This is a genomic window from Brevibacterium antiquum, assembly GCF_016107655.1.
Classification (GTDB): domain Bacteria; phylum Actinomycetota; class Actinomycetes; order Actinomycetales; family Brevibacteriaceae; genus Brevibacterium; species Brevibacterium antiquum.
In genome coordinates this window covers 317,604-329,733 of record NZ_JABASX010000004.1, presented here as the reverse complement: position 1 = coordinate 329,733, position 12,130 = coordinate 317,604, and the positions used below count along the sequence as shown (strand labels likewise).

Annotated in this window: 13 protein-coding genes; 8 read left to right on the top strand and 5 right to left on the bottom strand. The window is 63.8% G+C overall.

The annotated features are described in order from the left end of the window. Nucleotides 1-386: 386 nt before the first annotated feature. From JFC13_RS09120 to JFC13_RS09110, 3 genes are read left to right on the top strand one after another with little or no spacing between them, the layout of a single operon-like run. Nucleotides 387-1,382 (top strand): methionine ABC transporter ATP-binding protein, encoded by a 996-nt coding sequence (locus JFC13_RS09120; RefSeq protein ID WP_198396769.1) that lies wholly within the window; start codon nucleotides 387-389, stop codon nucleotides 1,380-1,382. After that, the gene (locus tag JFC13_RS09115; RefSeq protein WP_198396768.1) at nucleotides 1,382-2,056 is read left to right on the top strand and encodes a methionine ABC transporter permease; all 675 of its coding nucleotides are present in this window, start codon (nucleotides 1,382-1,384) and stop codon (nucleotides 2,054-2,056) included. Before JFC13_RS09120 ends, JFC13_RS09115 begins: the two co-directional genes overlap by 1 nt. A gap of 56 nt (nucleotides 2,057-2,112) precedes the next feature. Next, nucleotides 2,113-2,949 carry a MetQ/NlpA family ABC transporter substrate-binding protein gene (locus tag JFC13_RS09110; protein ID WP_198396767.1) on the top strand — a complete coding sequence of 279 codons (837 nt, stop codon included), beginning with the start codon at nucleotides 2,113-2,115 and terminating at the stop codon, nucleotides 2,947-2,949. Between the two features lie 201 nt (nucleotides 2,950-3,150). Here the strand turns inward: JFC13_RS09110 and JFC13_RS09105 are convergent, their stop codons facing one another. Next, entirely contained in the window at nucleotides 3,151-3,564 is a 414-nt protein-coding gene (locus tag JFC13_RS09105) for a helix-turn-helix transcriptional regulator (RefSeq protein ID WP_198396766.1), read from the bottom strand. A gap of 37 nt (nucleotides 3,565-3,601) precedes the next feature. Next, on the bottom strand, nucleotides 3,602-4,003 hold the full coding sequence (locus JFC13_RS09100) for a VOC family protein (RefSeq protein WP_198396765.1): 402 nt from the start codon (nucleotides 4,001-4,003) through the stop codon (nucleotides 3,602-3,604). 108 nt (nucleotides 4,004-4,111) lie between these two features. Between JFC13_RS09100 and JFC13_RS09095 the strand changes: the two genes are divergently transcribed. After that, a complete protein-coding gene (locus JFC13_RS09095; protein ID WP_198396764.1) occupies nucleotides 4,112-5,092 on the top strand; it encodes a helix-turn-helix transcriptional regulator in 981 nt (326 codons plus the stop codon). Nucleotides 5,093-5,111: 19 nt separating this feature from the next. Here JFC13_RS09095 and JFC13_RS09090 read toward each other — a convergent pair whose 3' ends face one another. Next, a complete protein-coding gene (locus JFC13_RS09090; protein WP_198396763.1) occupies nucleotides 5,112-6,011 on the bottom strand; it encodes a serine hydrolase in 900 nt (299 codons plus the stop codon). Continuing rightward, the gene (locus JFC13_RS09085; protein ID WP_198396762.1) at nucleotides 6,008-7,015 is read right to left on the bottom strand and encodes a LysR family transcriptional regulator; all 1,008 of its coding nucleotides are present in this window, start codon (nucleotides 7,013-7,015) and stop codon (nucleotides 6,008-6,010) included. The genes JFC13_RS09090 and JFC13_RS09085 overlap by 4 nt, the downstream gene beginning before the upstream one ends. A 147-nt stretch (nucleotides 7,016-7,162) precedes the next feature. Between JFC13_RS09085 and bla the strand changes: the two genes are divergently transcribed. From bla to JFC13_RS09065, 4 genes are all read left to right on the top strand, one after another. Continuing rightward, a complete protein-coding gene (gene bla, locus JFC13_RS09080; protein ID WP_198396761.1) occupies nucleotides 7,163-8,074 on the top strand; it encodes a class A beta-lactamase in 912 nt (303 codons plus the stop codon). A 90-nt stretch (nucleotides 8,075-8,164) separates the two neighbouring features. Next, complete coding sequence (locus JFC13_RS09075) at nucleotides 8,165-8,632, top strand: SRPBCC family protein (protein WP_198396760.1); 468 nt, start codon at nucleotides 8,165-8,167, stop codon at nucleotides 8,630-8,632. Between the two features lie 101 nt (nucleotides 8,633-8,733). Then, on the top strand, nucleotides 8,734-9,507 hold the full coding sequence (locus JFC13_RS09070; protein ID WP_198396759.1) for an NAD(P)-binding domain-containing protein: 774 nt from the start codon (nucleotides 8,734-8,736) through the stop codon (nucleotides 9,505-9,507). 40 nt (nucleotides 9,508-9,547) lie between these two features. Beyond that, complete coding sequence (locus JFC13_RS09065; protein ID WP_198396758.1) at nucleotides 9,548-10,111, top strand: antibiotic biosynthesis monooxygenase; 564 nt, start codon at nucleotides 9,548-9,550, stop codon at nucleotides 10,109-10,111. A 100-nt stretch (nucleotides 10,112-10,211) separates the two neighbouring features. On the opposite strand, the gene JFC13_RS09060 is transcribed toward JFC13_RS09065, so the two are convergent. Continuing rightward, nucleotides 10,212-12,020: a formate--tetrahydrofolate ligase gene (locus JFC13_RS09060; RefSeq protein WP_198396757.1), complete on the bottom strand. Its 1,809-nt coding sequence runs from the start codon at nucleotides 12,018-12,020 to the stop codon at nucleotides 10,212-10,214. Between the last annotated feature and the right edge of the window lie 110 nt (nucleotides 12,021-12,130).

Below are 12,130 nucleotides of genomic sequence, written 5' to 3'. Positions count from 1 at the left end.
TCGTCGTCCTCGCCAGACCGCAGTGCCGAGACAGCAGGCGGCCATGAGCCTTAGCTACTCAGGGATACGGGCGCGAAGTGACGGTGAGGTTACGAGAACGCGAACTGCGCCGCTGCTTTCCCCCAGCTTCCGCCAGTGTTCACACTCCCGTCACTTCCCCGCCGAGGTTGTCCACCGATCCCGCCGAGGTGGGCCGCCGATCCCGCCGAGGTGGCCCACCACACAGAAACCGCGTGTCCTTGGTCACGACCTGCCGGTTGTGAGTCTTTTTATGACGCCGGTGCCCGAGACAGAGCGGCCTCCTTGGCATGCTGAATCATCGGCATTGCTGAACCGTAGGTTCATGTCGCCATTCCCCCCCATCCCACCCACAAGAGGAGACGCCTGTGATCGAGCTGCGCAGTCTGCGGAAGGTGTTCGGAGACACCGTCGCTCTGGAGGAGATCGATCTGTCGGTCCCCGCCGGAGAGATCCATGGCATCGTCGGCCGCTCCGGTGCCGGCAAATCCACGCTCATCCGGTGTCTGACCGGACTCGAACGCCCGAGCTCAGGCACTGTCTCTATCGACGAGGTGGACATCACCGATCAGTCCGGTTCGGGACTGCTCGAGGCCCGCCGCAGCATCGGCATGGTCTTCCAGCACGTGAACCTCCTCGACTCGCGCACCGCCCTGCACAATGTGGCCCACCCCTTGCAGATCGCGGGCGTATCCAAGGCCGAACGTCTGGCCAAGGCCCGTGAGCTGCTCGAGATCGTCGGCCTCGGCGACCGGGCCGACAACTACCCCTCTCAGCTCTCCGGCGGACAGAAGCAGCGCGTGGGCATTGCCCGGGCACTGGCTGCCGAACCCAAGGTTCTGCTGTGCGATGAGCCCACCTCGGCGCTGGATGCCACGACCACGGACCAGATTTTGGGTCTCATCCGCTCCCTGCGCGATCGCCTGGGCATCACCGTCCTCATCATCACCCACGAGATGTCCGTCATCCGCGAGATCTGCGACTCGGTGACTCTGCTGGCCGATGGTCGCGTGGCCAAGACCGGCAAACTCGCCGAGGTGATCTCCGAGCCCGGCTCGACCCTGGCCAAGGATCTCGTCCCCCTTCCGCCCATCGGCCTCGATGACAAGGGTGCGACTGAGGGTTCCGAGCCCGGGGCTGCCCGACTCGTCGAAGTCTCCCTGGCCGGCACCAGCCTGCCGGATGTCCTCACCCGCGCCCAGTCCGTGGGAGTCGGTGCCGACGCGATCCTCGCCGGTGCCGTCGAAACCATCGAGGGCAGACAGATCGGTCGGATCCGCTTCACGGTCGGCTCTGCCGCTGCGTCGAAGGAGCTCATCACGGCCCTGGAAGCCGATGGAATCTACGCGGAGGTGGCAGCCTGATGAACGATCCGACATGGTTCGACAACCCGGCGATCACGCAGCAGATGCTGCCCGCCACCATCGAGACCCTGCTCATGACCCTGTGGTCGACCGGGCTGGCCGTCCTCATCGGACTGCCGCTGGGGATCTGGCTGTTCACCAGCTCAAAAGGCGGGCTCAAAGCGCGTCCCGTGCTCTACCGAGTGCTGTCGATCATCGTCGACATCACGCGCTCGATACCCTTCATCATCCTCATCATCGCCCTCATCCCCTTCGCCCGCTTCGTCGTGGGTTCAGCCTTGGGCTGGCAGGCGACCGTGGTGTCGCTGACCATCGGTGCGATCCCCTTCTACGCCCGCCTCGTCGAGAACTCCCTGCGTGAGGTCTCGGAAGGGAAGGTCGAGGCGGCACTGATGATGGGGGCGTCGAACGGGCAGGTGGTCCGGCAGGTCTACGTCCCCGAGGCGAAGCCCGGCCTGATCGGAGCCGCAACGGTCACCTCGGTGACTCTGGTGTCCTACACGGCCATGGCCGGGGCCGTGGGCGGAGGCGGACTCGGTGCGTTGGCGATCTCCTACGGCTATCAGCGCTACCAGGCGGACACGATGATCGCCTGCATCATCGTCCTCGTCGTCATCGTCACACTCATCCAGTTCATCGGCGACCGCATCGCCCGCGCCGTCGACCACCGCTGAACCTGAATCACCTGAAATCTCGTCACTGAAACGAAGCACATCACTCAAGGAGAACCATGCAGACCAAGCTCATCGCCATCGCTGCGAGCGCGACGCTGTTGCTCTCGGGCTGCGGCCTCGTCGGCGGCGGGACTGATTCCGTCGGCGAGAAGGACGGCGACATCACCAAGCTCACCGTCGGTGCCACCCCGGTGCCGCAGGGCGACATCCTGAAGTTCGTCGACGAGAACCTCGCCGAGGATGCCGGCCTCGACATCGAAGTCACCGAATACACGGACTACACGCTGCCGAACAAGGCCCTGTCCGATGGCGACCTCGACGCCAACTACTTCCAGCACAAGCCCTACCTCGACTCCGAGGTCGAAGGCCAGGGCTACGAGCTCACCGCATTCGACCCGATCAACCTCGAACCCTTCGCCCTGTTCTCCAACGACATCAAGGACGTCAAGGACCTGCCCAAGGGTGCGAAGATCGGCATCAACAACGATCCTGCCAACCAGGGCCGTGCACTGAAGATGCTCGAAGAGGCCAAGGTCATCACACTCAAGGACGGTGTCGACGCGGTCGATGCGAAGCTCTCCGACGTCGAGGGCAACCCGAATAAGGTCGAGTTCGTCGAGGCCGACGCCGCTCAGCTGGCGCGCACCCTCGAAGACGTCGACGCCTCGGTCATCAACGGCAACAACGCCCTGGAAGCCGGCCTCAACCCGGCCAAGGACGGAATCCTCCTGGAATCGGCCGAGGACAACCCCTATGGCAACTTCCTCGCCGTGCGCACGGAGAACAAGGACGATGAGAACATCAAGAAGCTCGACGAACTCCTCCACTCCCCCGAAGTGAAGAAATTCATCGAGAAGAAGTGGTCCGACGGATCGGTCCTGCCCAGCTTCTGAGGTGGAGGCTTCTGAATCGTGAGATTCTGAGTTCCAAGATTCTGAGTTCCAGGTGAGCGTTTCACGCTCCTGAAGCTCGTCATTGTGGGCCCGCGTGCGATTTCTGAGTCAGAATCGCACGCGGGCCCACATTCACGGGTGCCTCGACCTCCTGGTCCAGAGGGTCTGCGTCGCCGAACGGCGATCTCGACATCCCGACGATCACTCCGCGATAATCTCGGCATGGTGGGCCAGGGTTGCAGCCTGCACTCGATTCGCGGCGCCGAGTTTGCTCAGGATCGCGCTGACGTAGCCTTTGACGGTGCCTTCCGCGAGGTAGAGCTCTCGCGCTACCTCGGAGTTCGCTCTTCCCGCTCCCACCAGCGCAAGCACATCGCGCTCTCGAGCGGACAGTGCCGCGATGGATTCCTGCGCCGCGGCATCGGGTCGGGGCCCGGAACGGAACCGATCGATCACGCGGTGCGCCAACCGCGGAGAGAGGAAGGCCGCGCCTCCCGCCAGCCGACCGCGGTCTTGGTGTTGTTGGGTTGGGCCGCGGCGGGGCTGCTGCTGGGGTATCTGGTGCTCCGCAACCGCGACGCCTGGGTCCGCCCACAGCGCCACATTCCTTCTCACTTCGTGATCAGTGCTGTCCCGATCCTCGCTGGTCCGATCAGTGCTGGCCAGACCAGTGCGGGCTGTACATGAGTCCGAGCACATTGCCGAACGGGTCCATCACCGCAGCGGTCACGAACTCCGGTCCTCGCGGCGTGAGGGGCGTGTGCACCGTCGCACCGCGGCTCACCAGGTCGGTGAGGATCTTCTCCACATCCTCGACATGCCAATGCGTGACCGAACTGCCCCCTGCGGCCGTTCCCTCCGGCGCATACGAACGATCCATGATGCCCAGCTCGTCTTCGTCGGGTCCTATCCGGAACTCGACATAGGCGGCCGGCCCCTCGGGCGGCTGGTGGAAATAGGGAGTCTGCCCGAGGAAATCCGCGTACCACTCGGACGCGGCGTCGACGTCATCTGCGGTGAGAACCATCGTGGTCAGCCCTTTGAGAATGCTCATGTCATTGTCCTTCGCTCTGCGTTTCCGTCCGCCTGGTGCGGTCGATATCTCCGAGTCTCACAGTCAAAGTGATCATCAAGTGAGCACTTTTAGTGAGAGACTTCTTCTATGCGCGCAGACCGACTTTTTGCCCTGCTGCTCTTCCTGCAGACCCGCGGGAAGGTCACCGCTGCCCAGGTCGCTGAGGAGCTCGAGATTTCGATTGCCACTGCTCGCCGCGATCTCGAGGCACTGTCCACGGCCGGCGTACCTGTCTATGTTCAGCCCGGTCGAGGCGGCGGCTGGCAGCTCATCGGCGGTGCCAGGACGAACCTCACCGGATTCTCCGGACACGAGGCACGGGCCCTGTTCTGGATGCTCGGCACCGCGGGCCTCTCCGGTCCAGAAACCCGCGTGGCCACCCGCAAGCTCATCCGCGCCCTCCCCGAGTCACTGCGAGCCGAAGCCGAGACACTGGCCACGAGAATCCACTATGACCACACCACGTGGGGAAAAGCGCCACCAACAGACGACGGACACGAACTCCTCGACACCCTGCGTAATGCGCTCGTGCATCACCAGACCCTCAAGCTCAGGTACACCGGGCGCAATGGAATCACCGACATGCACGCTGCGAGTCCGCTCGGCCTCGTGGCGAAGGCCGGCACCTGGTACCTCGTCGCCCGCTCTGACACGGTGCGGACCTATCGCGTTGACCGCATCACCGAGGCGGAGGCTGTGGAACCGAATGCCGATGCCCCCGGCGGTATGACTTCAGGACACATCACTGCCTCGGCGACTGATCTCGATTTCGACCTCGCCTCCTACTGGGCCGCGCATGTCGAGGAGGTGGAGGCGCTTCGCTCATCCGTCACGGCGACGATCCGCTGTCCGAACTGGACCGTTTCGATCCTCTCCGCACACTTCGGCAGGTACTTCACCGTCGTCACCGAGGACTCAGATTTCACCATCGCCGAGGTGAGGGCCCACCTCATCGTCGCACTGGCCGAACAGTTGGCCGGGTGGGGGCGAACGGTCGAAGTGCTGTCACCGCCCGAGCTTCGCCGCGAGTTGGCACGGATCGGCGCCGAGCTGATCGAGTACGGCTGAGACTTGTGATTCGATCAGCTCATCTGAGCGCATCGTGCAGTGCCCGCGCTGCCGCCCCCAGAGCCGCCTCCGCGGCTGGCTGCACCGCGGCCGAGTTGCTCGATTCGCTGAGCACCACGACCGCGATGGTCTGCCCATCGGCGTGCTCGACGACTCCGATCTCGTGTCGGAGGTGCAGCAGAGTGCCGGTCTTCGACGACCACCGTGCCACATCGGACATGAGGTCGGGGGCCAGTCGGTGGCGCACGACGTTGCCAGCCATGAGCTCTCGCAGCCGGGAAGCGGCCGAAGTGTCGATCCTCTCGGGGCGCCACAGTTCAGCAAGCAGGTCGGTCAGCCCTGCAGCTGTGGCGACATTCGCCTGCGAGACGTCGAGCTGCCAGATCCGATGCCCAGCGCCCTGCGTGGGGTTCGCGTGAGCGAGTTCGTAGGCAAGGTGAGCCTCCGGAGGCGGAAGACTCTCAAGAGGAGTCCTGACGAGCGCATCGAGATGGTGTCGGATCTGGATTCCTCCGAGCCCGAGGTCATCAAGGTCACACTGAACCTCCTCGGTGGGGACGAGATCGAGCAGGGCATCGGTGGCCGTGTTGTCGCTGAAGCACACGGAGAGCATGAGCAGATCATCAACTGCGATTCGTGAGGGATATCGGAAGCGGCTCGTTGCCATCGGGCTTCCGGCCTCAAATCGGCGGGGCTCGACGAGAACCTGGCGATCGGCGTCGAGTCGACCATCGGCAATGCGGTTGAGGACGGCGAGGGCGATCGGCACTTTCACGACAGACGCCAGAGGAACCGGCCCATCGGGCGCGATCGAGATCTCAGCCTGCGAATCGAGGTCGCGGACCACGATCCGGGCGCGCAGTCCCGCCGCCTCGAGCTCATCGCTGACCTCCCTGGCCAGGCGCGCCTCGCTCCTCATCGCACAGTCTCCTTCGGTGAGTCGATTCCGGTCGACGCAGCTTCTGTAGGTGAGTCGGCTCCGGTCGACGCAGCTTCTGTAGGTGAGTCGGCTCCGGTCGACGCAGTCGAGGCAGGAGAGCCCGAGGTCGCGCCCAGGCAGTCGGCGATCTCCTCGTCGAACTCTCCGAGGAGCGAGACATCTTCCGCCGAGGTGGCTGCGAGGACGTATCCCCTCGCGACGCCCGGATCAAGCAGCGGAGCCCATGAGAGTTCGAGTTTCGCGGCTTCGTCCGCACTGCAGACCAACAGGTCCCCCTCTCCCAGGACTCCGGCGACAGCAGCCGGATCGGACAGGTCCGTCACCACCTGATACGGCAGAAGGCCAGACTCTTCCGCGGCCCGCCGGATACGATCGCGCACATGCGGGACGTTGTCCTCGCTCAATAGCCTGAGCCGCTTACCTGCAAGCCTCGCGCCGACTCCGGGGACCCGTGTCCGCGCCCGCCGCAGATCGGCGATGCGCACCGGATTCAGTGTCCCGGAACGGTGAGCACACCCCAGCGGAACCGTCCAAGCCCCTTCCTGAGCGGGGACGGATCGCAGTGCCGCTCTGACCCGACGGGCAGTGAGGTCTTCATCCCTTCGGCCCGGCGGTCCCGGATGAAAGTCGATACGCAGGCCCCGAGAATTCGCCGAGGCGGCCAGCACAGCGAGATCGCGCGTCGCACACGATGCCGGAACTGCGAGGGAGACCGGCCGGAGCTTGGCTCTGTCGGCATCGAGCATCATCTCATCGGCCAGTTCGACCAGGTGGGTCGCAGAGGCGAGCATGTCACGGCCGAACGGTGTGAGGCTCACGCCCCGGCCCGTCCTATCGAGCAGACGTGCACCGAACTGCTTCTCCAGACCGGCGATGCGCCTGCTGGCGACCGGTTGCGGGATTCCATTGGCTGCGGCACCCAGCGTCATGCTTCCCAATTCGCTGACGGCGGTGAAGGTACGGCAGGCCTCAATCAGGTCCATCACCCCATCGTATGCGTCCTGTTATGCGTTTTCGGTATGCGATGCACCGAAACCGTGTTCGACTGCATGAGAGAAGTGGTGAACAGTGGTTCTCAGCAGGGCGAACCCGACGTGATGTGTGAACCGACGAGAGAACGGATCAACCATATGGACAGACGACCAGTGAAGCTTCTGACCGCAGCAGCCCTGACGCTTGTCATGGCCACCGGCTGCTCACCCGCCGACGCGCAGATGGAATCGGCCAGTCAGACACCGAGTCCGGACCGAACGCGCCAGGAGGTCACAGCGCAGCTCGAAGCCGTCGAGAACAAATACGACGCGAGAGTCGGAGTCAGCGCGATCGACACCGGGGACGGTTCAACCGTGGACCATCGCTCCGATGAGCGCTTCGGCTTCGCATCGACGCTCAAGGTGTTCGCGGTGGCCGAACTGCTCGCCGGAACAACGCCCGAGGAGCTCGACGAAGTCGTGACATGGACCCAGGCGGATGTCGACGCTGCCGGCTGGACACCCGTGACAGAGAAGCACGTCGATACGGGACTGCCGTTGGAAGATGTTGCCGAGAGCGCGCTGAGGGTCAGTGACAATGCGGCGATGAACATCGTGCTCGACGAGATCGGCGGACCCCAGGGACTCGATGCGGCGCTCGAAGAAGCCGGCGACCCGGCCACCGAGGTCATCGACGAAGAACCGGAGCTCAACGACGTCGAACCCGGCAGCTCCGACAACACCACGACTCCCGCTGCCTACACTGCTGACCTGCAGGGCCTGCTCGACCCCGACCGGCTGTCGGTGGACGACCGTGCGGTGCTGCTCGAATGGATGTCGGACAATGAGACCGGTGACCCCCTCATCCGTGCGGGCGCGCCGGAGGGTTGGACAGTCAAGGACAAGTCAGGACATTCCGATGCGATCCAGAACGACATCGCCGTCGTCTACCCGCCGGGCGAAGACCCGATCATCATCACCGTGCTCACCGAGACCGAGGACCCGGAGTCCGAGGACGGGCCGGCCATCGTCGAGGCAGCTGCGGAGGCCGTTCTCGGCAGCTTCGAATGAGCACCTCGGTTAAAGCATGGTGCGATCCGCACAGCGATGGCACCACGCTGCGAGTCGGCGCCGACCTGAGAAATCGGTAAGGTGGCCAACATGACCGAGTCTCTGACCTTTGCCGATTCCATCCTCGTTGCAGCCGACCCAGCAACCGTCTACGCAACCGTTTCGGACGTGACTCGAACTGGCGAATGGTCACCGATATGCGCAGAGTGCTGGTGGGACGAGGGCGACGGTCCACGTGTCGGAGCTTGGTTCACCGGACACAATGTCACCCCCGACCGCGAGTGGCAGACTCGAAGTCAGGTCATCGTCGCCGATGAAGGACGTGCGTTCGGGTGGAGCGTGGGGCCGGGTCGGGTTCACTGGACATACAGTATGAAGGAAGCAGAAGGCGGCACACTGCTCACTGAATCGTGGGAGTTCCTGCCGGAGGGGCAAGAATTCTTCAACGAGAAATACGGGGACCAAGCCGCCGAGCAGATCGCTGAACGCACCTCGGCCGCGCGGAGGGGCATCCCCGAGACTCTCAGTGCGATCAAGAAGGTCATCGAAGCTCGCTAGAGCTTCTTCGGTTCTGGACGCGGCCAGACATGAATGCTATTGAATGGACGAGGCGGGATCCCCACGCCGATCTTCTCAACGGCGTTTCCAGGAGGACCATCATGAGCACAAGCATCGGGATCATCGGAGTCGGCGAGATCTCCTCGGCGATTGTCGAGGGCTCGTGTGCGAGTGACGATCACCCGGGCTTCTTCCTCTCCCCCAGGAATGCGGAGCGTTCGGCACGGTTGGCGAGTGGCTTCGACCGGGTCGAGGTCTGTGAGAGCAACCAGGACGTGGTTGATCGCAGCGACCACATCATCGTCTCTGTGTTGCCCCAGCAGACCGAGTCCGTACTCTCCACACTCGACATTCCATCCGACCGCACGCTGATCAGTGCGATCGCAGGCGTCTCGATCGAGGCGCTGTCTCCGCTGCTGCCGCAGAAGCCCTCAACCGTGCGCGTCATCCCACTGCCGCCCGTGCGCGAACGCCGCGGTGTCACCCCGGTCTACCCTGGCCACTCGGAAGTCGAGAGGTTCTTCGATACTCTCGGCGGCACCGTCGTGGCAGCGACCGAAGAACTTTTCAGCACTTTGTCGGCCACAACAGCCACGATGTCGTCCTACTATGCCTTTCTTCAGGGCATTGCCGACTGGCTCGTCGAACAAGGATGGGAGAGGGCAGCTGCCGAACGCATCGTACGCGGCCAATTCGCCGGTTTGGGCAATACCCTCGCGACTACCGACACCCCCTTCTCTGATCTGGTCAAGGGCCATGAAACCCCTGGCGGCCTCAACGAGATGCTCCACCGGGAGTGGATGGACGCGAACAACCACGCCGCACTCTCCCGCTCACTTGATCGGATCTTCGCACGCGTGAGCGGAAGCGACTGACCAGAAGAATGCCAAGGCAGAATTGGCTAAAATCTCCCCTATGTCCCAACACTCTCCGATCACTGTGTCGATCACGCGCACCGTCCTGCCCGAGCACCATCGTCGGTTCAACGCCTGGGTGCAGGCGGGACAGGAACTGGCGCGGGAAAGGCCCGGGTATCTAGGATCCGGGTGGGTGAGGACAGCGCCCGACTCGGATGAGTGGCACGTGCTCTACCGGTTCGCTGATGAGAAGTCGCTGCGAGCCTGGGATGAATCCGATGACCGCCGCTGGTGGATCGACAGCGCGGCCGAGCTCGTCGAGACCACGCGAGTCGAGCATCGCACCGGCATCGAGGGATGGTTCGAACCACAGGGCGAGGAGACCCTGACGATCCCTGAAACAGTCGTTCCCCCTCGGTGGAAGCAGGCAGTGAGCATCTTCCTCCCGTTCTTCCCGCTGAGCCTGCTCTCGACGCTGCTCCTCATGCCTCACCTCGAGAGTTGGCCGACCGTCCTCGCCGTGCTGCTCAACATCTGCATTCTCACGCCGTTGATGACATACATATTCCTGCCGGTGAGCACCCGACTGCTCCGACCCTGGCTGCAGAAACCCCGACGCTGACTGCCAGACCGCCCCGAAAACCGTACGCGGAGCCGACTATCGGGTGCGTGCGTGCGGTTCTTGGGGCAGAGCCCGGTTCTCGACGTCCCGGACAGAAGGTTCAGAACAGTCCGGTGATGTTCCCGTCTTCGGTGACGTCGATCTTCAGCGCGGACGGTTCCTTGGGCAGGCCGGGCATCGTCATGATGTCACCGGCGATGACGACGACGAAGCCAGCACCGGCCGAGAGCCGCACGTCTTTGACCTCGATGATGTGATCCTTCGGTGCCCCGCGCAGACTCGCATCTGTGCTCAGCGAGTACTGGGTCTTGGCGATGCAGATCGGGGCATCACCGTAGCCTTCATCTGTGAATTGCCCCAGCTTGCGTGTGACCTTGGTCGGCAGGTCGACATCGGCCGCGCCATAGATCCGCTGTGCGATCGTACGGATCTTCTCCTCCAGGGGCAGGTCGAGTTCGTAGCTGTACTGTGCCCGCGGCGACCCATCCGACGAGGTGCCTGCTGACGAAGTGCCAGGTGGTGGAGCTTCCGCATCACCCGAGGCCGTTCCCGCGACGAAGAGCGATCCGTCATCGACGGCCGCTCCAGCATTTCCCGCACCACCGGCAGCCTCAACGACCGCCTCGGCGAGTGCCAGCGCGCCCTTGCCGCCATCGGCCCAGTGGGTGGACTCGACGGCCGAGATGCCCTTCGAGCGCAGGTGTGCGATCGCGGCAGCCATCTCCTCGTCGGTGTCAGTGGGGAACCGGTTGAAGCACACGACCGGGGTGAGCCCGTAGATGTTGAGGAGGTTCTCGCAGTGGTGTTCGAGGTTGCTCATCCCGTCGAGAACCGCATCGGTGTTCGGCGTCTGCACATCTTTGACCTCGATACCACCGTGGTATTTCAACGCCCGAAGCGTCGCGACGACGACCACTGCCGAGGGCCAGATACCGGCGGCACGGCATTTGATGTCGAGGAACTTCTCTGCACCCAGGTCGGCGCCGAAACCGGCCTCGGTCACGGTCCAATCACCCAGAGACAGCGCGGCCTTCGTCGCGAGCACGCTGTTGCAGCCGTGGGCGATATTGGCGAAGGGACCGCCGTGGATGAACGCCGGTGAATGCTCGAGGCTCTGGACGAGGTTGGGTGCCAGGGCGCTGCGCAGGAGAGCAGTCATCGCCCCGGCAGCACCGATGTCGGCGACAGTGATCGGGGTTCGTGAGCGGCTGTGGGCGAGGACGATCCGTCCCAGGCGCTCCTTGAGGTCGGTCAACGAGGTGGAGAGGCAGAAGACGGCCATGACTTCGCTGGCGACGACGATGTCGAAGGCGTCCTCGCGGGGCACTCCCCCGTTGATGCCGCCGAGGCCCACGACGACGCCGCGCAGCTCTCGATCATTGAGATCGACGACTCGGCGGATGTGGACGCGCCTGACGTCGACGTCGAGTTCATTGCCGTGATGGATGTGGTTGTCGAGCATGGTCACGGCGAGGTTGTTCGCAGCTGCGATGGCCGCGAAGTCACCGGTGAAGTGGAGGTTGATGTCCTCCATCGGCACCACCTGAGCGTATCCCCCGCCAGCTGCTCCGCCCTTCATGCCGAAGACCGGCCCCATGCTCGGTTCACGCAGCGCGAGGATGGCTTTGCCGACTTCCGGTTTCGAGCGTGCGAGTTCGTTGAGCCCGTCGGCCAGCCCGATGCTCGTCGTGGTCTTGCCCTCGCCCGCCGGTGTCGGGCTCATCGCGGTGACGAGGATGAGGTGACCGTCGGTCGTGGCCTCGGCAGCCTTGTCGAGAACGTCGATGGGGACCTTGGCTTTCGTCCATCCGAAGGGGATGATGTCCTGTGATTTCAGACCCAGGCCGGCGGCGATATCGATGATCGAGTCGAGCTCGGCGTTGAGCGCAATATCCATATCTGTGGTCATAAGGCCATCATGCCGCTTATGGTCCGTTTTGTGACCACCTTCGAGGGATGAAATTCACCCGACACCGAGGTGGCGCTGCTGATCAATCGTGTACGCCATATCTCGTCTTC

Coding starts and splice junctions, on each gene's coding strand:
- JFC13_RS09115 (WP_198396768.1), top strand. CDS start 1,382: ATGAACGATCCGACATGGTTCGACAACCCGGCGATCACGCAGCAGATG.
- JFC13_RS09110 (WP_198396767.1), top strand. CDS start 2,113: ATGCAGACCAAGCTCATCGCCATCGCTGCGAGCGCGACGCTGTTGCTC.
- JFC13_RS09100 (WP_198396765.1), bottom strand. CDS start 4,003: ATGAGCATTCTCAAAGGGCTGACCACGATGGTTCTCACCGCAGATGAC.
- JFC13_RS09095 (WP_198396764.1), top strand. CDS start 4,112: ATGCGCGCAGACCGACTTTTTGCCCTGCTGCTCTTCCTGCAGACCCGC.
- JFC13_RS09090 (WP_198396763.1), bottom strand. CDS start 6,011: ATGAGGAGCGAGGCGCGCCTGGCCAGGGAGGTCAGCGATGAGCTCGAG.
- JFC13_RS09085 (WP_198396762.1), bottom strand. CDS start 7,015: ATGGACCTGATTGAGGCCTGCCGTACCTTCACCGCCGTCAGCGAATTG.
- bla (WP_198396761.1), top strand. CDS start 7,163: ATGGACAGACGACCAGTGAAGCTTCTGACCGCAGCAGCCCTGACGCTT.
- JFC13_RS09075 (WP_198396760.1), top strand. CDS start 8,165: ATGACCGAGTCTCTGACCTTTGCCGATTCCATCCTCGTTGCAGCCGAC.
- JFC13_RS09070 (WP_198396759.1), top strand. CDS start 8,734: ATGAGCACAAGCATCGGGATCATCGGAGTCGGCGAGATCTCCTCGGCG.
- JFC13_RS09065 (WP_198396758.1), top strand. CDS start 9,548: ATGTCCCAACACTCTCCGATCACTGTGTCGATCACGCGCACCGTCCTG.
- JFC13_RS09060 (WP_198396757.1), bottom strand. CDS start 12,020: ATGACCACAGATATGGATATTGCGCTCAACGCCGAGCTCGACTCGATC.